The organism is Pseudokineococcus basanitobsidens (assembly GCF_037482545.1).
GTDB lineage: Bacteria > Actinomycetota > Actinomycetes > Actinomycetales > Quadrisphaeraceae > Pseudokineococcus > Pseudokineococcus basanitobsidens.
Genome location: NZ_JBBIAA010000021.1, coordinates 15,031 through 31,301 on the forward strand (window position 1 = coordinate 15,031; position 16,271 = coordinate 31,301).

Annotated in this window: 20 protein-coding genes; 7 read left to right on the top strand and 13 right to left on the bottom strand. The window is 72.9% G+C overall.

Annotation, left to right across the window (positions count from 1 at the left end; genetic code table 11):
- Positions 1-69: 69 nt before the first annotated feature.
- Positions 70-768 (bottom strand): nucleotide exchange factor GrpE, encoded by a 699-nt coding sequence (gene grpE, locus WDZ17_RS13770; RefSeq protein ID WP_339575743.1) that lies wholly within the window; start codon positions 766-768, stop codon positions 70-72.
- On the bottom strand, positions 765-2,654 hold the full coding sequence (gene dnaK / locus WDZ17_RS13775; protein WP_339575744.1) for a molecular chaperone DnaK: 1,890 nt from the start codon (positions 2,652-2,654) through the stop codon (positions 765-767). Before dnaK ends, grpE begins: the two co-directional genes overlap by 4 nt.
- A gap of 672 nt (positions 2,655-3,326) precedes the next feature.
- On the opposite strand from dnaK, the gene WDZ17_RS13780 reads away from it, so the two are divergent.
- Positions 3,327-3,842, top strand: a complete 516-nt coding sequence (locus WDZ17_RS13780) for a P-loop nucleotide/nucleoside kinase family protein (protein WP_339575745.1) — start codon at positions 3,327-3,329, stop codon at positions 3,840-3,842.
- 62 nt (positions 3,843-3,904) lie between these two features.
- Here the strand turns inward: WDZ17_RS13780 and WDZ17_RS13785 are convergent, their stop codons facing one another.
- Positions 3,905-4,834 (bottom strand): DUF4240 domain-containing protein, encoded by a 930-nt coding sequence (locus WDZ17_RS13785; protein ID WP_339575746.1) that lies wholly within the window; start codon positions 4,832-4,834, stop codon positions 3,905-3,907.
- A 196-nt stretch (positions 4,835-5,030) separates the two neighbouring features.
- On the opposite strand from WDZ17_RS13785, the gene WDZ17_RS13790 reads away from it, so the two are divergent.
- On the top strand, positions 5,031-5,447 hold the full coding sequence (locus WDZ17_RS13790; RefSeq protein WP_339575747.1) for a hypothetical protein: 417 nt from the start codon (positions 5,031-5,033) through the stop codon (positions 5,445-5,447).
- A gap of 142 nt (positions 5,448-5,589) precedes the next feature.
- Here the strand turns inward: WDZ17_RS13790 and WDZ17_RS13795 are convergent, their stop codons facing one another.
- From WDZ17_RS13795 to WDZ17_RS13820, 6 genes are all read right to left on the bottom strand, one after another.
- A complete protein-coding gene (locus tag WDZ17_RS13795; protein WP_339575748.1) occupies positions 5,590-6,261 on the bottom strand; it encodes an MOSC domain-containing protein in 672 nt (223 codons plus the stop codon).
- A 243-nt stretch (positions 6,262-6,504) separates the two neighbouring features.
- Positions 6,505-6,924 (bottom strand): arsenate-mycothiol transferase ArsC, encoded by a 420-nt coding sequence (locus WDZ17_RS13800; protein ID WP_339575749.1) that lies wholly within the window; start codon positions 6,922-6,924, stop codon positions 6,505-6,507.
- Between the two features lie 29 nt (positions 6,925-6,953).
- Positions 6,954-7,406, bottom strand: coding sequence for a class I SAM-dependent methyltransferase (locus WDZ17_RS13805; RefSeq protein WP_339575750.1), 453 nt, complete (start codon positions 7,404-7,406; stop codon positions 6,954-6,956).
- Entirely contained in the window at positions 7,403-8,500 is a 1,098-nt protein-coding gene (arsB, locus tag WDZ17_RS13810; RefSeq protein WP_422631993.1) for an ACR3 family arsenite efflux transporter, read from the bottom strand. The genes WDZ17_RS13805 and arsB overlap by 4 nt, the downstream gene beginning before the upstream one ends.
- 8 nt (positions 8,501-8,508) lie before the next feature.
- Positions 8,509-8,853: an ArsR/SmtB family transcription factor gene (locus WDZ17_RS13815; RefSeq protein WP_339575752.1), complete on the bottom strand. Its 345-nt coding sequence runs from the start codon at positions 8,851-8,853 to the stop codon at positions 8,509-8,511.
- 668 nt (positions 8,854-9,521) lie between these two features.
- Complete coding sequence (locus tag WDZ17_RS13820; RefSeq protein WP_339575753.1) at positions 9,522-9,920, bottom strand: VOC family protein; 399 nt, start codon at positions 9,918-9,920, stop codon at positions 9,522-9,524.
- 23 nt (positions 9,921-9,943) lie between these two features.
- Here WDZ17_RS13820 and WDZ17_RS13825 point away from each other — a divergent pair, with 23 nt between their 5' ends.
- Positions 9,944-10,468, top strand: a complete 525-nt coding sequence (locus WDZ17_RS13825) for a GNAT family N-acetyltransferase (protein ID WP_339575754.1) — start codon at positions 9,944-9,946, stop codon at positions 10,466-10,468.
- Between the two features lie 115 nt (positions 10,469-10,583).
- On the opposite strand, the gene WDZ17_RS13830 is transcribed toward WDZ17_RS13825, so the two are convergent.
- Positions 10,584-11,024 carry a hypothetical protein gene (locus WDZ17_RS13830; protein WP_339575755.1) on the bottom strand — a complete coding sequence of 147 codons (441 nt, stop codon included), beginning with the start codon at positions 11,022-11,024 and terminating at the stop codon, positions 10,584-10,586.
- A 433-nt stretch (positions 11,025-11,457) separates the two neighbouring features.
- Here WDZ17_RS13830 and WDZ17_RS13835 point away from each other — a divergent pair, with 433 nt between their 5' ends.
- Positions 11,458-12,237, top strand: a complete 780-nt coding sequence (locus WDZ17_RS13835; protein ID WP_339575756.1) for a GNAT family N-acetyltransferase — start codon at positions 11,458-11,460, stop codon at positions 12,235-12,237.
- A 53-nt stretch (positions 12,238-12,290) separates the two neighbouring features.
- Positions 12,291-13,046 carry an SDR family oxidoreductase gene (locus WDZ17_RS13840; protein ID WP_339575757.1) on the top strand — a complete coding sequence of 252 codons (756 nt, stop codon included), beginning with the start codon at positions 12,291-12,293 and terminating at the stop codon, positions 13,044-13,046.
- 46 nt (positions 13,047-13,092) lie between these two features.
- Here the strand turns inward: WDZ17_RS13840 and WDZ17_RS13845 are convergent, their stop codons facing one another.
- The 3 genes from WDZ17_RS13845 to WDZ17_RS13855 form a co-directional block, all read right to left on the bottom strand.
- Entirely contained in the window at positions 13,093-13,653 is a 561-nt protein-coding gene (locus WDZ17_RS13845; RefSeq protein WP_339575758.1) for a GNAT family N-acetyltransferase, read from the bottom strand.
- Positions 13,650-14,177: a GNAT family N-acetyltransferase gene (locus WDZ17_RS13850; protein WP_339575759.1), complete on the bottom strand. Its 528-nt coding sequence runs from the start codon at positions 14,175-14,177 to the stop codon at positions 13,650-13,652. Before WDZ17_RS13850 ends, WDZ17_RS13845 begins: the two co-directional genes overlap by 4 nt.
- 74 nt (positions 14,178-14,251) lie before the next feature.
- Positions 14,252-14,791, bottom strand: coding sequence for a P-loop NTPase family protein (locus tag WDZ17_RS13855; RefSeq protein ID WP_339575760.1), 540 nt, complete (start codon positions 14,789-14,791; stop codon positions 14,252-14,254).
- Between the two features lie 194 nt (positions 14,792-14,985).
- On the opposite strand from WDZ17_RS13855, the gene WDZ17_RS13860 reads away from it, so the two are divergent.
- Together WDZ17_RS13860 and WDZ17_RS13865 are read left to right on the top strand one after the other, a co-directional pair.
- Positions 14,986-15,747, top strand: coding sequence for an SAM-dependent methyltransferase (locus WDZ17_RS13860; RefSeq protein WP_339575761.1), 762 nt, complete (start codon positions 14,986-14,988; stop codon positions 15,745-15,747).
- Positions 15,744-16,232 carry a GNAT family N-acetyltransferase gene (locus tag WDZ17_RS13865; RefSeq protein ID WP_339575762.1) on the top strand — a complete coding sequence of 163 codons (489 nt, stop codon included), beginning with the start codon at positions 15,744-15,746 and terminating at the stop codon, positions 16,230-16,232. The genes WDZ17_RS13860 and WDZ17_RS13865 overlap by 4 nt, the downstream gene beginning before the upstream one ends.
- The last annotated feature ends 39 nt before the right edge of the window (positions 16,233-16,271 follow it).

The window sequence follows — 16,271 nt, forward strand, 5'->3', positions numbered from 1 at the left end:
CGGCGCCCCGCGCGACCCCGTGGGGCCGTGCGGGGCGCCGGCGTCCGTCCTCGAGCCTCCCGCGCGGGGCTACTGCGGGTCGGCGACGGCGACCCGCGCCGCGCGGACGACCCGCTCGCCGACCCGGTACCCGGGCTGGAGCACCTGCGTCACCGTGGTGACCTCGATGCCCTCGGCGTGCCCGTGCATGAGCGCCTCGTGCACGGCAGGGTCGAAGGCCTCGCCCGCCTCGCCGTAGCGCTCGAGGCCGAGGCGCTCGAGCGCGTGCTCGAGCTTGTCGGCGATGGCGGCCGCGGGGCCCTCGGCGAGGTCGCCGTGGGTCCGGGCGAGGACGACGTCGTCGAGCACCGGCAGGAGCGCCTCGAAGACCGAGGTGCGCCCCGCCGTGGCGGCGACGTCGCGGTCCCGGTCCACGCGCCGCCGGTAGTTGACGTACTCGGCCTGCAGGCGCTGCAGGTCGCCGAGACGGTCCTCGGCGAGCCTCTGCGCCGCGACGAGCGCCTCGTCGGCGCCGGTGCCGCTGCCCAGCACGTCCTCCGCCGTGAGGTCGGAGGCGGTCGTGTCCGCCGGGTCCCCGCCGGTCGTGACGTCGGGCCGCTCCCCCTGGGGAGCACCCTCCTCCTCACCGGCGGCCGGGCCGGCCGGCTGCTCGCGCAGCCGGCCGGTCTCGGGGTCGATCCGGCGACGGTCGCGGACGACGGGCTCCGGCTCGCGGGCCTCGCCCCGCCCGGTGCCCGGCCCCTCGGGCTGCTGGGGGCCCGCCGTCACCGGTCTCCGTCCTTGCGCTCCTCGTCGTCGACGATCTCGGCGTCGACGACGTCGTCGTCAGCGCCGCCCGAGGTGCTCGAGCCCTCGCCCGTCGGGTCCGCGGCGGACTCGCCGGCCGGGGCGCCCTCCTGCTGCTGCGCGTACATCGCCGCGCCGAGGGTCTGGCTCGCGGTGGCCAGCTCCTCCTGCGCGCTCTTGACGGCCTCGACGTCCTCGCCCGCGAGCGCGGTGCGCAGGGCGTCGACCTTGCCCTTGACCTCGGACTTGCCGTCCTCGGGGAGCTTGTCGTCGTTGTCGGCGAGGAACTTCTCGGTCGAGTAGAGGAGCTGCTCGGCCTGGTTGCGGACCTCGGCCTCCTCGCGGCGCTTCTTGTCCTCCTCGGCGTGCGCCTCGGCGTCGCGGACCATGCGCTCGATCTCGTCCTTGGACAGCGCGCTGCCGCCCGTGATCTGCATGGACTGCTCCTTGCCCGTGCCCCGGTCCTTGGCCGAGACGTGGACGATGCCGTTGGCGTCGATGTCGAAGGTGACCTCGATCTGCGGCACGCCGCGGGGCGCCGGCGCGATGCCGGTGAGCTCGAAGTTTCCGAGCGGCTTGTTGTGCTGCGCCAGCTCGCGCTCGCCCTGGAACACCTGGATCTGCACGGACGGCTGGTTGTCGTCGGCCGTGGTGAAGACCTCGGAGCGCTTGGTCGGGATGGCCGTGTTGCGCTCGATGAGCTTCGTCATGATCCCGCCCTTGGTCTCGATGCCGAGGGACAGCGGGGTGACGTCGATGAGCAGGACGTCCTTGCGCTCACCGCCGATGACGCCGGCCTGCAGCGCCGCGCCGACGGCGACGACCTCGTCCGGGTTGACGCCCTTGTTGGGCTCGCGGCCGCCGGTGAGGCTGCGGACGACGTCCGCGACGGCCGGCATGCGGGTGGAGCCGCCGACGAGCACGACGTGGTCGATGTCGCCGACCTTGACGTCGGCGTCGGAGATGACCCGGTTGAAGGGCTCCTTCGTGCGGTCGAGCAGGTCCTTCGTCATCTGCTCGAACTGCGCGCGGGTGAGCTTCTCGTCCAGGTGGACGGGGCCGTTCTCCGTCATCGACAGGTACTGCAGCGAGATGTTGGTGCTCGTCGCGGACGAGAGCTCCTTCTTGGCCTGCTCGGAGGCCTCGCGCAGCCGCTGCATGGCGATCTTGTCCTTGGACAGGTCCACGCCGCTGGAGTTCTTCACCGTGGTGACGAGGTGCTGCACCACGCGCGCGTCCCAGTCGTCGCCGCCGAGACGGTTGTCACCGCTCGTGGCGCGCACCTGGATGGTCGAGAAGCCGTCCTCGGCGTCCTTGCCCACCTCGAGGAGGGAGACGTCGAACGTCCCGCCACCGAGGTCGAAGACGAGGATGAGCTCGTCCTCCTTGCCGCGGTCCAGACCGTAGGCGAGCGCGGCGGCGGTGGGCTCGTTGATGATGCGGGCGACCTTCAGGCCCGCGATCTCGCCGGCCTCCTTGGTCGCCTGGCGCTCGGCGTCGTTGAAGTACGCCGGGACGGTGATGACGGCGTCGCTGACGCTCTCGCCGAGGTAGGACTCCGCGTCGCGCTTGAGCTTCTGCAGCACCCGGGCGGAGATCTCCTGCGCCGTGTACTTCTTGCCGTCGACCTCCGTCGACCAGTCGGTGCCCATGTGGCGCTTGACCGACGTGATGGTGCGGTCGACGTTCGTCACCGCCTGGCGCTTGGCGATCTCGCCGACCAGGGGCTCGCCGGACTTGGCGAAGGCGACGACCGAGGGGGTCGTGCGCCCGCCCTCGGCGTTCGCGATGACGGTGGGCTCGCCGCCCTCCAGGACGGAGACGACGGAGTTGGTGGTGCCGAGGTCGATGCCGACCGCTCGTGCCATGGGTGGTCCTCCTGGGACTCGCTGCAGGTGCGGCTCCGTGCTTGAGCCGAGTGCGCTCAACTCTGCGGCGTCGTCGGTCCGGTGTCAAACCGGCGCCCTCGTAGTTGAGCCTGACTGACTCAACCGGCCCATCGGGTGTGATGTTCCATGGCGCGGAACGCCGACCTCAGGTGTCCTCGAGGGCGATACCACGGCGCGGACGACGCGAGGACGACGTCGTCGTCGCTTGCGTCCCGCGCGTGCGGCGGCGCGTCCAGCCGGGCGTGCTGCTCATCGCAGGTCGTCGAGGTCCTCGGCGCGGTGGTAGCCGGCGCGCTCGAGCGCTGCGGGCCAGGTCGCCGAGTCGGTGGGACTGGCCTTGGACACGAGCATGACCCGCTCCCCGTCCGGGACGAAGACGCGCCGTACGACCGCTGACGTCATCAGCCCCGGGGCCCAGTGCGACGAGCTCTCCCGGAGCGGGCAGCGAGAGTACCCAGTCGATGATCTGCCGCTCGTAGGCTCGTGGGCCCTCGTGGTGGTCGAGCAGCACGCGCAACGTGACGAGCATCAGCGGCAGCCTGGCAGGCACTCCTCCCGTGGCGGCGCACCTCGACCTTCCACAGGCGTCCCGCTCACGATCGCCACCCGGAATGACGAGTCCCCGAGGCAGTGCGGCGAGACGATGGGGCGGTGACGTCTACAGCGACGAGTAGGTCGGACGGGCCCCTGGTAGTGCTCATGTGTGGAGTCGCGGGCTCGGGCAAGACGGCCTACGCCCAGTCGCTGGAGAGACAGGGCCACGTGCGCCTGTCCATCGACGAGGAAGTCTGGCGCCGCTTCGGACGCTACGACGTCGATTACGACGAGAGCGACTACGCCTCGTTCTCGCAGATCGCCGAGGAGGCCCTGTGCGCCCGGCTGCTCGAGCTCATCGCCGACGGACGTGATGTCGTGCTGGACTTAAGCTTCTGGCGGCGCGCCAGCCGTGAGCAGTACAAGCGGCTGATCGAGTCGGCTGGCGGGCGTTGGCGGCTGGTCTACCTGCAGGCGGAGCCCTACGTGCTGCGCCAGCGCCTGGCCGAGCGCGCGCAGCGCTTCGACGCGAACGCTGCCTTCCCCATCACCGAGGAGGTGCTGGCCGGCTTCCTGTCCGGCTTCGAGGAACCCTGCGGCGAAGGCGAAGAGATCGTCCTCGCCAGACCTTGAGTCTGTGCCGCAGGGGATCGTCTGCTGGGAACGCTCCCGGGAACTACCGACGCGGTCCGGCGTCAGTCCTCCGCGCTCCGCTGGAGCTCATGCAGCATTGGTCGGCTGCCGTGCTCGTCCGGGAGGACCGCGAGCACGCACGTCGCCAGCACGCTGGTCAGGGTCCGGCGCTGCCGGTCCTCGTCCCAGCTGCGGAACTCCACCTGGGCCAGCTCGACCCGTGCTCGGCTGACCGTGCCGACGTAGGTCTCCTCGTCCTCGACCCGAGCGGCGATCTCAGGTGAGAGCTGCCACCGGTCGCCGAAGCAGACTTCAAGCTGGATCTGAACCACACCCAGCGAATCGGGTAGTCCGCCCTGCTCGAGGACGGCGCCCTCGACGGCCTCACCGGCGGGCGCCAGGACGTCCGTCGACAGCCACCATGCGTAGGTCGGCATGGTGGTCAGCACGTCCGACTCACCCAGGTAGCCCTCGGTGGTCTCCAGCAGGTCCCAGACGTTGACCGCGACCACCGGCATCGCGACGTCCTCGTCGTCGACGAAGGACCAGTGATCTTCGTTGGATCCGGTCTCGTAGCTCAGCCGGGTCTCGATCTCCTGACCGGTGACCGTCTCCGCGGCGTACAGCAGCGCTTCGCCGTCCTCCCACTCGCGCTCTAGCAGCGACGCGGGGTCGGCGATCGCGCGCGCGACGACAGCCCGTCCGCTGGCAACGACGTGCGCCCGCAGGTACAGGAAGGCGTCAGCCGACAAGGGAACGGTGACTCCCGGCGGGTCGTCGACCCACCGGACCGGCTGACGACACAGCACCTCACGGTCGAGGTCGTGCAACACGGCAGCGAGGCGCTCTTGAAACGCCGCCGGCCCTCTGCGCCCTGTTGTCCTCAGCGCCGCGGTGAGCCGTTCCACAGCGGGCTCGTCGACAGATCCCTCCAAGACGCCCACGAGGTCCCAGAACTGGTTCTCGCCCATCGCCCGCCGCGCCGCCGCCACGTGCCCATGTCTCTCACGCCACCCGCCGCCGCCGCACAGCTCCCCACCGACGTCACTCGTCGGCCCTCACTGCTACGCCGGCGGACGCCGCTCCGGCAGACGATCGTCATCCGGAGCAGCCGGCGTCCGGTCCTACCTATCGGACCCGCCGTCTGCCGGTCGGAACCGCTATGGCGCTGCCAGACGTCCTAGCGCCATGAGCGGTCATGGCCCCTCCTCCGGAGCGGCGTCCACGGCGCACCTGTCCGGCTCCTTCGTCCTGCTGGTCATCGCGGCAGCTGTGAGCAGCTGCGGTGTCTCGACGCCAGAGCCACGAGAGGACGGCCTCGCCGTGGCTTACTACGAACCCACGGGCAACGGCGGCGACGACGCCCTGCTCACCGATGTCGTCGAAAATGTCGACGGCTGCCTTGTCGTCGAAGGCGACGACATCGCCGGAGAAGAGCCGTACGTACCGGTCTTCGCCACCAACGACAGCACCGCGCACGACATCACGCAGGGCACCACCGTCGACCTCGGCGGAGGTGCCCCAGGAGTCCTCGACGGCGACTGGGCCTACCCCGACGCCTGTCCAGCAGCCGGCCCCTACTGGGTGGTCGCCCAACCAGAGTGAGTCGGAGAGCGCTCGCCAGCCGCTGGCCGGACCGCGTCCCGCTGTCGATCGTCATCCGACGCGCCGCCCAGCGACCGGGGGTACTGCGGCTGCCGCGCGCAACGAGAGTCCCAGGCTGATGGATGAGTGCGCCCGCGCGCGGTCAGGCCCGTGGCGCCTGCTGCAAGCGGCGGCCCACCGCGTCCCGGTCCTCCCGAGGCAGCTGCGGCACCTCGCGCAGCAACGGCAGCAGCTCCGGGCGCGTCGTGAAGGCAGCGAAGACCGTCCTCACGTCGACCCCGTGACCGGGCACATCCAGCACCCGGACCGCGTCCCCGGCGCGCACCTCACCGCTGCGGAGCACCCGCAGGTAGGCACCGGGCACGCGAGCGGCGGTGAACCGCGGCACCCAGCGCTCCTGCCCCAACCACACGGCGAACGTCACGCACGGGATGCGCGGGCTGCTGACCTGCAGCAGCGCAGTCCCGACCTCCCACGTCTCCCCGATCACCGCGCCGCTGACGTCGACGGCGGCCGTGGTCAGGTTCTCGCCGAACGAGCCGCTCGGCAGGGCCCGCCCGAGCTCGGCCTCCCAGATGTCGAGGTCCTCGCGGGCGTAGGCGTAGACGGCCTGGTCGTCACCCCCGTGGTGGGCGGTGTCGCTGATGTGGTCACCGGCGAGGCCGCTGCCGCCGACGCCCTTCGGGCCGGGGGCCTGGATCGCCACCGGGCCCTGCACCGGGCGCTTGTCGATGCCGCTGGTACCGCCCTTGGCGGCGATCGGACGTTCGCGGCCCACGTTGACGGAGATCAGCTCGCCCCAGTCGCTCTGCACGCCCGCGACCTTGAGGTGCGCCCACGGCCTGGTCAAGGACGTTGACCGCGTGGGAGCAGCCGCGCCGGGGCGCGCGTCCCGTGACGCCGCTGCCCCCGCCGGGCGCCGGCAACCGGCTCGCGGTCGGCTGACGCACGCACAGGCTGGCCTTCTCGCCGACCCCGATGCGACTGCCTGACCGTCCCCAGGGGAGGTCGACGACCCCTGAGACCGTCATCGGCAGCTGGGACGGTGCGTGCGTGCTCAGCGCATGAGGCGCTGGTGAAGCTGGTCGACGTGGGCGGCGATGTCGTCGCGGACCAGGCGCATGCGCTCGAGCCCCTCGATGCCGCGGGCCGAGGGCTCGTCGGTGCGCCAGACCTCGACGGGGGTGCCGTCGACGGAGTCGACGTGGGCCTCGTCGCCGAGGACGACGACGAGGTCGGCGGCGGCGACGAGGTCGTCGGTGAGCTGGCGGGGGCGCTGGTCGGTGATGTCGACGCCGACCTCAGCGAGAGCCTGCGCGGACTGGGCGTTGAGCGCGCTGCCAGCGTTGGTGCCGGCGGAGGAGACGGTCACGGGGACGTCGGGGTGGGCCGCGACGACCTGGCGCAGGAGGCCGGCGGCCATCTGGGACTTACCACCGTTCTTGACGCAGACGAACAGCACGTGCGGAGCGGTCACCGGGTCCTCCGGGTCGGTCGAGGGTCGGGTCAACGTGTGCCGGGCCGGACCGCGCGGATGATCGCGGCCTGGGCGTGGGTGTGGACGCGGTGGGTGGGTCGGATCTGCAGGTCGCTGAAGCCGGCACGGGGCAGGGCGTCGGTGAGCTCGCGGGTGGTCAGGGCGTCGGCGGTGCAGCCGGTCCAGGCAGCCACGTCGGCCTTGGTGGCCTCGTCCATGCCTCCGTCGGCGACGACCTCGGAGAACGCCAGCCGCCCGCCGGGGCGCAGGACACGGGCGGCCTCGGCGAGGACGAGCCCGGCGCCGAAGGCGACCGTGCCGTCGGCGTCGCGGTCGAGGTCGGCCGGGACCGAGCCGCAGCACGAGGCGGTGGTGGCGGCCTGGGCGTAGCGGGACCGCACGGCCTCGCGCAGTCGCGCGGCCTCGTCGTCGGGCGTGCTCGGACCGGTGGTGGTGCTGTCGCTGCTGGCGGGGGTGCTCATCGTCGGGCTCTCGCCTGCCGGGTGTGCTGGTGGGTGGGGGCGAAGCGGCGTCGCAGCGCGAGGCTGAGGTAGACCAGGCCGACAAGGACGGGGACCTCGACGAGGGGACCGACGACACCGGCGAGGGCCTGGCCGGACGCCGCGCCGAAGGTGGCGATCGCCACGGCGATCGCGAGCTCGAAGTTGTTGCCCGCGGCGGTGAACGCGAGCGTCGTGGTCCGCGCGTAGCCCAGCCCGAGAGCGGCGCCGGTGACGTACCCGCCACCCCACATCAGCGCGAAGTAGACGAGCAGCGGCAGGGCGATCCGGACGACGTCCAGCGGCGCCGACAGCACCTGGTCACCCTGGAGGGCGAACAGCACCACGATGGTGAACAGCAGTCCGTACAGGGCGAAGGGGCCGACGCGGGGCAGGAAGCGGATCTCGTACCACTCGCGATCTTTCGTCCTCTCGCCGAGCACTCTGGATGCGAGGCCGGCGAGCAGGGGGACGCCGAGGAAGATCAGCACCGAGCGGACGATGTCCCACGGGGAGGCGTCGATGCCGGTCTGCGGCAGGTTCAGCCAGCCGGGGAGGATCTGGAGGTAGAACCAGCCGAGGGCGGCGAAGGCGACGACCTGGAAGACGGAGTTGATCGCCACGAGCACCGCGGCGGCCTCGCGGTCCCCGCAGGCCAGGTCGTTCCAGATGATGACCATGGCGATGCAGCGGGCCAGGCCCACGATGATCAGGCCGGTGCGGTACTCGGGCGCGTCGGGCAGGAACGCCCACGCGAGGGCGAACATCAGCGCCGGGCCCAGGACCCAGTTCAGCACCAGGGAAGCGACCAGGAGCCTCGTGTCGCCGGTGACGGCGGCGACCCGGTCGTAGCGGACCTTCGCCAGGACCGGGTACATCATCACCAGCAGACCGACCGCGATGGGCAGGCTGACCCCGTCGACCTGCACGGCCTCGAGCGCGCCGCCGAGGCCCGGCGCGAGCCGCCCCAGCGCCAGTCCGGCGACCATCGCCACGCCGATCCACACCGGCAGCCACCGGTCCAGCGTCGACAGCTTCCCGACGACGGCGCCCGCGGGCGCGGCCGGGTCGGTCACCGGGACCGTCACGCGCGCACCGCCCCGACCAGCTCGGCACCAACAGGCTCGGCACCGCCGGCCGCAGCGTCGTCGACCGGGGTCAGGGCCGCGGTCAGCTGCGCCAGCGCCGCGGGCACGACCCGGTACCAGACCCACGACCCGCGACGCTCGCACGTCAGCAGCCCAGCCTCGCGCAGCACCTTCAGGTGGTGGGACACCGTCGGCTGCGACAGGTCGAAGGCCGGCAGCAGATCGCACACGCACGCCTCCCCACGCGGAGAGGACGCCACGATGCTCACCAGCCGCAGCCGCACCGGATCACCCAGCGCCTTGAGCTGCGCCGCAAGCCCTGCCGCGAGGTCGGCGTCCATGGGGGCGCCACCCAACGGCGGACAGCACGCGCTGTGCGTCACCGGCGCAACGGTCGGCTTGTCAGTGATACCCACGTGCTCTTGCATCGACACCCGTCGATATTGACACCAGCCGATGAGGCAGACAAGCGGCGACCGTGCCGTCGTCTCAGTAGCCGACCGCCTGCCGGAGCAGCTGCAGCCCCCGACGGTGGGGCCCGCCACTCCCCCAGGGCCGTACTCCCGTAGGGCCGTCCCACATCCGATCGTCTGCTGGAGCAACTCGAAACGGTTCTTGCGCCTTTCCTGCAGAGGAGCGGGATGCTGGGGAGGTGCCTACTGACTCTGACCGCGACCTCGGTCGATCGGGCCACTCACCGAGCGACGAGCGCAAGCCCTTCCGCATCGTCATGGACGTTCTGGCGACCCAGGACCAGGTCGATCGACTGCACGACATCTTGGGCGAGCTGCTCTGCGGCGCCCCGCCAGAGCACGACGGTCCATGCCGCATCGCCTGGGACATCGGCAGCACCGGGGAGCCAGACACCTCCGACCCCGACGACGTCATCTACGGCTACGACGCCGACTCAGCCACCTTCACCCGCAAGCACCTCTCCCCATCGAGGTCTGGGACAAGGACGCCGTCGACCGCAGCCTCGGGCTGTAGTCAGACGCCCGCTGACCATCGGCTATCGGTGATGGCCAGCGGTGTCGTCGATGCCCATGACCGCGCCGTAGGGGTCGCGCACCTGGGCGATGCGCCGGCCGGGCTCGACCTCGAGAGGTCCACGGAGGAGCCGGGCTCCAGCCGACGTCAAGGTCGTCAGGGCCACGTCGAGGTCATGCACCGACCAGTAGGGCACCGTGCTGGCGCCCGACGGGTTCTTGTCCGCGTCAGCGAGGTGGAAGCCGAGCTCGACACCGCCGGGCAGGTCGACCCACGCGAAGGCGCCTTCGCGTCGCGGGGTGAGGTGGACGAGCCCGGCCCACCAGGCACACGAGGCGACCGGGTCATCGCAGAACACCATCACGGCGCGGACCCCGGACAGCCGCAGGGGCTCGGCCGCGCGCTCGTCTCCGTCGCCCACAGCTCCTTCCTACGCTGCCGCAGATGGTCACCACCAGGGCGGCGCGACGCGAGGACGCCGACGCCCTCGGCGAGGTCCACGTGCAGACCTGGCGCAGCGCCTACGCCGGCTTGCTGCCCCAGGCCCTGCTCGATGCGCTGTCCGCCGAGAGCTCGGCGACCCGGTGGACGGACCTGCTGCCCTGCTCGTCACCGTTCTTCTGCACGGTGGCCGTTGACCCGAGCGACCGCCCCCTCGGCTTCGCCTACGCCGGGCCCTGGCGGGGAGACGCGGACGACAGCACGGCCGAGCTGTACTCGCTGTACGTCCGTCCCGACCACCAGGGCGCCGGCGCCGGCGCGGTGCTGCTCGAGCGGACCCGCGACCACCTGCGGGCGGCGGGGTACACCCACGCCCATGCGTGGGTGCTGACGACCAACGCCCGCGCCCGCACCTTCTACGAGCACCGTGGGTGGGCCACCGACGGCCACACCCGGGTGGAGACCCGTGACGACGTCGATCTCCACGAGACCCGGCTCACGTGCCACCTCGCGCCGCCACAGGCGTGAGGCGTCACCACCCGCTGATGCCTGCTGACGATCGTCGCCCGGTCAGCGTCCCACTGTCGATCGCTGACCGGTCACGCCGGGCGGTTCCGCCACCTCGCCCCTTGGGGTGCGTCGCTCAACCGCGCCAGGAATCCAGGTCTTCGCGCTGCCGCACTAGCTCCGGTTCAGAGCCGTACAGGCTGATCAGTACGTCGAGGGCCTTGAGGGTGTCGCGGCGACCACGCTCGTCGATCCGGCCGGTCAGACGCAGCAGGGTGAAGCCGGCCCCCTGCACTCTCATCGCCGCGTCGACCAACCCATCGGGGACGGCACCCGAGGCCGGGACTGGCACGTTCAGTTCGTCAGCCGTCCCGTCAGGGCCCTCCTCCTCGAGGACTTCGGCGACTGTCGAGTCCGCCCCCAGCTCCTCGCGTCGCTCCGCCCACTCCGCGAGCAGGTCGGCCCCCTCGTCGTTGCCGAAGGGCGCGAAGTCCGATGCCGGGTCGTCGTAGAGCGGGTCGGTGAAGTGTGCGGCGAAGTCGGGCGCGGGGTCGGGGAGACTCTCGTCGTCGGTCATGAACAGACCTCCTCGGCTGGGGTGCCGGGCTCTCAGGCAGCGACCGGCGTCGGCAAGTGTCCTGGTACGACGCCATCGCTGGCGTCGATTCACTCCTCTGCCACGCCCTCGGCCCAACGCAGGCAGATAGCGGCGTGAACAGGCGCCGCCCCTGCGGTCGCCCCAGGAGCCGTCTCACTAGCCGACCCCCAACCGGCGACGGTGCAGGTCGCAGGGGCCGCGAGGCGCGGCCTCGCGGTGACTTCGCCAGCAGACCCGTCCAGATGGGGATTCCGCGCAGGTGCCTCATACGGCACGCCCCAACGCCGCCGTCAGCCGGTGCTGGCCTCTCCCCCGCCCCGACGGACGCCTCGCCTCGAGATCGGGGCGGGGCCCTGCTGAGGATCGCGGCAAGATCCTGAGAGGGTCCGCGGCGGAGCGGGATCAAGACGCCGTGCTCTACGCGGAGACCTACCTCGCGAGGGTGGCCGGCCTCGGTGTCCCCGTCACCGGGGTGCCCGGGATGCAGGGAGTCCGCATGGCGCGCGACTTTGCGTCGGTGCGGCTGCTGGTCGTCGACGACCGGGCCCTCGAGGGGTTGGTCGGCCTGCTCAGGTCGGTGCGGACCGGCCGGATCGCGGTCTTCGGGCAGGCGGAGAGGTGCGCCGAGGCGGTCGAGGACCGGATGGGGTGGACGTCGACCACGACGACGTCCATGAGCCTCGGGCACCTGGCCGCAGATCCCGTCACCGCCCTGCCCGATGGGCTGAGGCTGCGAGCGGTCGACGAGCATGCCGAGGGTCGTCGTGACGCCGTGACGATGGAGCAGGCGGTCGCGGTCGCATCGCTGGCGGACCCGGCTGGCGCCGGCGACCCGGGCGTCTTGACCCGGGACTTGACGGCGTCGATGCCCGCCTTCCGCTTCTTCGCGGCCCTCGACGCCGATGGCGTCGCGCGGGCGACGTCGGGCGTGGGCGTCTTCGGGTCACGGGCGGTAGTCATCTTCGTCAACACCGACCCGGGATGGCGTCGGCGTGGTCTCGGGCGGGCGATGACGGCCGCGGCGGTCACGGACGCCCGAGCCCGCGGCGCGAGCACCGCCTGCCTCGACGCCAGCGCCTCTGGCTTGTCGATCTACCAGCAGCTCGGCTACAGGGTCATCGCGGACACCAGGCGCTACTCGAGAAGTGGGGAAGGACTGGGCGACGGGGGGCCCGGGCGCGCAGCTCCGTGAGGAGGGCGACGTCGGCGTGAGGGCACCCCACGCGCCCCTGCCAGGCTGACGACGTGACCACGCGCAGAGCAGTGACCGTCGTGACGGGGGCAGGACGCGGGATCGGCGCGGCGACCGCCCTGCACCTCGCGCGTGCCGGCCACGACCTCGCCCTGGGCTACCTCAGCGACGACGACAGCGCTGCCGAGGTGCTGGCAGCCGTCCGCGCCGAGGGGGCCGCCGCGGTCGCCCTCCGGGGTGACGTCACCGACGAGCACGACGTCGCCACGCTGTTCGCCGCAGCAGCCGCGGAGCTCGGGCCCGTCACCGGGCTGGTCGCAGGCGCCGGCCTCACCGCCCACCTCGGCGACCTCGCCGACACCCCTGTTGAGACCGTGCGCCGGGTCCTGGACGTCAACCTCCTCGGCGTCGTCCTGTGCGCCCGCCGCGCCGCCCAGGTCATGTCCACTGCTCGCGGCGGCCCTGGAGGTGCGATCGTCACCGTCTCCTCCGCCGCAGCGACCCTCGGGGCACCGCACGACTACGTCCACTACGCCGCCGCCAAGGCCGGCGTCGACGCCCTGACCGTCGGCCTGGCCAAGGAGCTCGCCGACCAGGGCGTGCGCGTCAACGCCGTCGCCCCCGGCATGGTCCGCACCGGCATCCACGCCGCTGCCGGCGACCCCGACCGCCTCGAGCGGGTCGTCGGTCGCATCCCGCTGGGCCGCGTCGGCGAGCCCACCGAGATCGCCCCTGCCGTCGCGTGGCTCCTCGGCGACGAGGCCTCCTACGTCACCGGCACCGTCCTGCGCGCCGCCGGCGGCATGTAGGCGTCGGCCGGACGGCCGTGCCGCTCGAGGCACCCGGAGGACGCCCTCACCGCGCAGGCCGGGTCGGCCCGACGAGGTACACCTCGTCGGGGCCGTCCTCCCCGCAGGTGTCCAGCCGGGGCGTGCGCTCGAGCCCGGCGGCGAGGGCGACGCGGGCGCTGGCGTGGTTGGCCGGGCGGACGCGGGCCGTCACCGGCAGCCCCAGGGGGTGGTGCCGGGCCCGGTCGACGACCGTCGCGGCGGCCTCGGTGGCCACCCCGCGGCCCCAGACCGATGGCTCCAGCCGGTAGAGCAGGTTCCACACCGGCCGGTCGGCCGACGTCATCCGCTTGACACCGCAGACACCGATGACGTGCCCGTCGCCGTGGCGCCAGGTCAGCACCCAGTAGCCGATCTGGTGGTCCTGCCAGTGCTGGACCCACCGCCGCAGGAGCTGCTCGGCCGCGCCGAGGTCGGCCAACCGGTCGCCAGGGTTGTGCGCGACGGTCCGCGGGTCGCGGTGCAGGGCCAGGACGGCGGCGCCGTCCGCCGGGACGGGCGGCCGCGCGGCCAGACGCTCCGTCGTCCACGTGCGCGACTCGGCGTCAGCGGCCTCTCCAGCGCTCACCCACGCCCACCGGGGCTGGGCGCCACGCCGTCCGCGGGACCTGGTGCAGGGCTCGGCGCGTCGCGGCGCAGCCAGACCAACACCGCGCCGCACTCCGCCGGCTCCCGCCGCACCTCGCGGAAGCCGTGCCGGGCGTAGAAGGCGGCGGCACGCTCGTCGCCCGCGACGTGCTCGAGCTCGACGGGCCGTCCCGGCACGAGGTCGAGCAGCGCCCGCAGCAGCGCGCCGCCGACGCCACGGCCCTGGTGCCCGGGCGAGAAGTACAGCGTCCACACGACCGGCACCTCACCGTGCAGGTCGAGGTCGCCCATGCCCACGACCACGGTGCCCACCTCGGCCACGAGCGTCGTCGTGGTCGCCGACCCCCGGCGCACGGCCTCCGGGGACCACCACTGCTCCAGGCCCCGGCGCACGTAGCCCTCGCCGGCGAAGTCGTACGTCTCGGGCCACGCCGCCGACCCGACTCCACGGATCAGACCGGCGTCCTCCGGCGTCGCCGACCTGACCACGACCTCACCGCGCACGCCGTCGAGGCTGCCACGCCGGTCCTCTCCGTCCCCACACCACGTCGCCGTCCGGTCGGCGTCCTGATCGACGCTCAGCCGGTGCCCGCGGTGGCCAGCGGGCCGCGCCGCCAGGCCTCGGCCTCGGCGTGCGAGCGCAGCCGCACCACCGGCAGCGCCGGGACCGTCGTCGCCAACGCCTCGACCCGCTCCCCCAGCCGCGCGTAGGAGGACCAGGCCCACCGCACGATGTGCTCCTCGTCGGTGAAGAAGGTCCGCAGCGGCGGCTCGACGTTGCCGTTCCACAGCACCTCCCGGCGCAGGCGGCGACGCACCGTCCGGCGGACCACCTGGCGCATGACCACCGCCCGCGGCAGGTCCAGCCACACCAGCAGGTCGGCCCGGGCCGCGAGCACGTCCCGCACCGGGCCGTACTGCCACTCCGTCACCCACGCCGGCCCCGCGGTGACGGCGTCGACGTCCGCGGCGAAGGACGGCCGCGGCACCCACCCCGGGCCGTGGTGCAGCGCGTCGAGCTCGACGTGCGGCACCCCAAGGTCGACGGCCAGCCGCGCCGCGAGCGTCGTCTTGCCCGCTCCCGACGCACCCGCCACGACGACCCGTCGCGGCTTCACGCCCACGTCGTCCCCCGGCCCCAGCACGAGCACCGACGTTAGCCGTCGCACCAGCAGCGCCCGGGTGAGCTCGTCGGCGTGCTGGGACAGCCGGGTGCCCGGCGGGCGCCGCCGACGCCGACGCCGACGCCGACGCCGACGCCGACGGCAGGAAGTCACGCGACGTGGACGCGCGCCGCTGCTACGAAGCAGCCGTGGACCGCGCCGCCCTCTCCGACATCGCCCACCGCCGCCACCCCGTGGCTGCTCCCGTGGACCCGGGTCGGGTGCGCGAGCTGCTCGGCTGGCTCGCTCCCCCGGCGGGCGGGCGCGTGCTCGACCTGGGCAGCGGCTACGGCGCCTGGCTGCTCGAGCTCCTCGCCGTCCGCGAGCACCTCACCGGTGTCGGGATCGACCTGTCCCTGCCCGAGAGCCTCGCTCGAGCCATCCCGGACAACGGCGTCGTTGACCGGGTGCGCTGGGAGGAGGCCGACGCCACCGGGTGGGACGGCGGGCTCTTCGACATCGTGGTGTGCGTGGGCGCCAGCCACGCCTTCGGGGGTCTCGCCGGGACCCTCGAGGCGGTGCGCCGGCACCTGCGCCCCGGCGGCCAGGTCGTCCTCGGTGACGTGTTCTGGGAGATCGCGCCCACCCCGGCGGCGATGGCGGCCCTGGAGGCCGCCGCGGAGGACGTCCCCGACCTGCCCGGCCTGCTCGCCGAGGCCCGGTCAGCCTCCTTCGAGCCCGGCTTCGGGCACGTCAGCACCCTGACGGAGTGGGACGAGTACGAGTGGTCCTGGACCGGCTCCCTCGTCGACTGGGCCCTGCGCGAGGCGCCCACCGACGCCGACCGCGAGCAGGCCCTGGCCGCGGCTCGCGAGCACCGCCAGCAGTGGCTGGACGGGTACCGCGGCGTCCTGGGCTTCGCCACGCTCGTCCTGCACGACATCGCCCCGCCGCAGGACACACGGTCGTGAGGTCCGACGTCGGCCCCTCGCTGAGCGACGCCACCACCGACGACGCCGAGGCCCTGACCACCCTGCTGCTGCGCTCCCGCACCCGGGCCATGCCGTGGCTCGCCAGCCCGCACGACGAGGCCTCCACCCGCTGGTGGGTGGAGCACGTCCTGGTCGCCGACCAGCACGTCCGCGTCGCCCTTAACGACGACCGGCTGCTGGGCTTCGCCGCCGTCGAGGGCGACTGGCTCACCCAGCTCTACGTCGACCCCGACCACCAGACCGACGGCGTCGGACGGGCCCTGCTCGACGACGCGAAACGGCGACGACCCGACGGTCTGCGCCTGCACGTCTTCGCCCGCAACACCCGGGCCCGGCGCTTCTACGAGGCGGCCGGCTTCGTGCTCGTCGGCCGCAGCGACGGCCACGACAACGAGGAGCACGAGCCCGACTGCACCTACGCCTGGACCGGCTCGGCTCCGACGTCGCCGGCACCCCCGGGCTGACCCCGCCCCGGGAGGCTGACGGCCATGGCCTTCCGCACC

What these genes read in the sequence shown, in the direction of transcription:
- dnaK (WP_339575744.1), bottom strand. Translation starts at nt 2,654, where the DNA reads ATGGCACGAGCGGTCGGCATCGACCTCGGCACCACCAACTCCGTCGTC.
- WDZ17_RS13790 (WP_339575747.1), top strand. Translation starts at nt 5,031, where the DNA reads ATGAGCGGTCATGGCCCCTCCTCCGGAGCGGCGTCCACGGCGCACCTG.
- WDZ17_RS13805 (WP_339575750.1), bottom strand. Translation starts at nt 7,406, where the DNA reads ATGAGCACCCCCGCCAGCAGCGACAGCACCACCACCGGTCCGAGCACG.
- WDZ17_RS13815 (WP_339575752.1), bottom strand. Translation starts at nt 8,853, where the DNA reads ATGGACGCCGACCTCGCGGCAGGGCTTGCGGCGCAGCTCAAGGCGCTG.
- WDZ17_RS13825 (WP_339575754.1), top strand. Translation starts at nt 9,944, where the DNA reads ATGGTCACCACCAGGGCGGCGCGACGCGAGGACGCCGACGCCCTCGGC.
- WDZ17_RS13830 (WP_339575755.1), bottom strand. Translation starts at nt 11,024, where the DNA reads ATGACCGACGACGAGAGTCTCCCCGACCCCGCGCCCGACTTCGCCGCA.